General features: G+C 36.0%; 2 protein-coding genes. Both read right to left on the reverse strand.

The window, feature by feature from the left end; translation table 11 throughout:
- A partial coding sequence (locus tag AEA42_RS22825; RefSeq protein WP_231640348.1) for a hypothetical protein occupies positions 1-281 on the reverse strand: 281 nt, incomplete at its 3' end.
- 19 nt (positions 282-300) lie between these two features.
- Positions 301-1,086 (reverse strand): nucleoid-associated protein, encoded by a 786-nt coding sequence (locus AEA42_RS03365; protein WP_055646957.1) that lies wholly within the window; start codon positions 1,084-1,086, stop codon positions 301-303.
- Between the last annotated feature and the right edge of the window lie 110 nt (positions 1,087-1,196).

The raw sequence follows: 1,196 nt of genomic DNA on the forward strand, positions 1-1,196 counted from the left end.
GTGGTCGAGGTTACGGATAGAGATAGCGGGAGCGGCCATGATGAATTACCTGCAAAAGAGAGTAATAGATCAGAATGACCGATCGCCGTCAAGTTTTTTAAATCGAAAATTAGGTGCGGAATGACGGGTGATGCAAACTTCTGTAAAAATTCTTCTAGAATTTCGTTGTCATCTTCGCGGTAAGAATATTTAGCAACGGCAGAAAAGTATGAAAGAGTTTCTGTAAGCGACTCCCAGTCAAGATATGTTCTTTTCCAAATGCTACTCAATTCATTTAACATAATGATTAATGCTCACAAGTTAATCTTTTTTGAAGTATTTAAATCCTTCATCAGTAAATATTATAATACACTTTCGGCCATCAACTTCATGTGCCGTGATAGTATCTTCCAAGTTTTCTATACCATCTTTTAGATTTAGTTCAATTTTATCTGTTAAATCAATAGTGTTTGTGCGTTTTCTTGCGTTTACATCAGCTAAATCAATTTCGAAGTGGGTGTCAAAAGCTTGTTTTCCTTTATTTTTCTTTGGCAACTCTTGAAGTTCTTTCACGAGGTCGGTAGATTTGAATTGACTATCTATAGACTGATGTGATGAAAAAACGGTATCGATTAAGTCTGTGTATGTAATCAATTTACCTTCAGCATTTCTTAAGTAAGTGATTAGGTGGTTACGTAACGCTAAGTGGTCTGCTTTAAAACCATCCTTTTTTACTTTTCTTAAGCTTTTATCTATAGCATTAAATGCATTGGCCGTATTGATATTATTAGACCTCAAAGGGCTAATGTCTAAAAAATTAATCCAAAATGCATTGGCTCTTGAAACCAGCATGTTGCAATCGTTGTCTGGTCCGAATGTTATTAATGCTGTGTTAAGTGCTTTTTTTTCAGTGGAAAGACCATATTGATGCTCAAAATTAATAACGTTGGCAAACTCTTCTTGTTCCATTTTTACTAAAACAAGAGTATCAGTGTCGCTATTTTCTTTTTTGCAATGAATCAACAACAAACTACCGGGAATTACTTTTTTATCTAAGTGCTCAATTCTTTTTTGAGATGCTTGCTGAGCACTGAAGGATCCCCTCATAAATCAGCCATAGCATAGCCATATTTGAGCAACTGATTGGCGAATAATACCCAGGCCGCCAGCAATTCTTTCTCCGTGATTTGATAATCAGGCCGCCTGAGTACCTCCAA

Source organism: Shewanella sp. Sh95 (assembly GCF_001308045.1).
Classification (GTDB): domain Bacteria; phylum Pseudomonadota; class Gammaproteobacteria; order Enterobacterales; family Shewanellaceae; genus Shewanella; species Shewanella xiamenensis.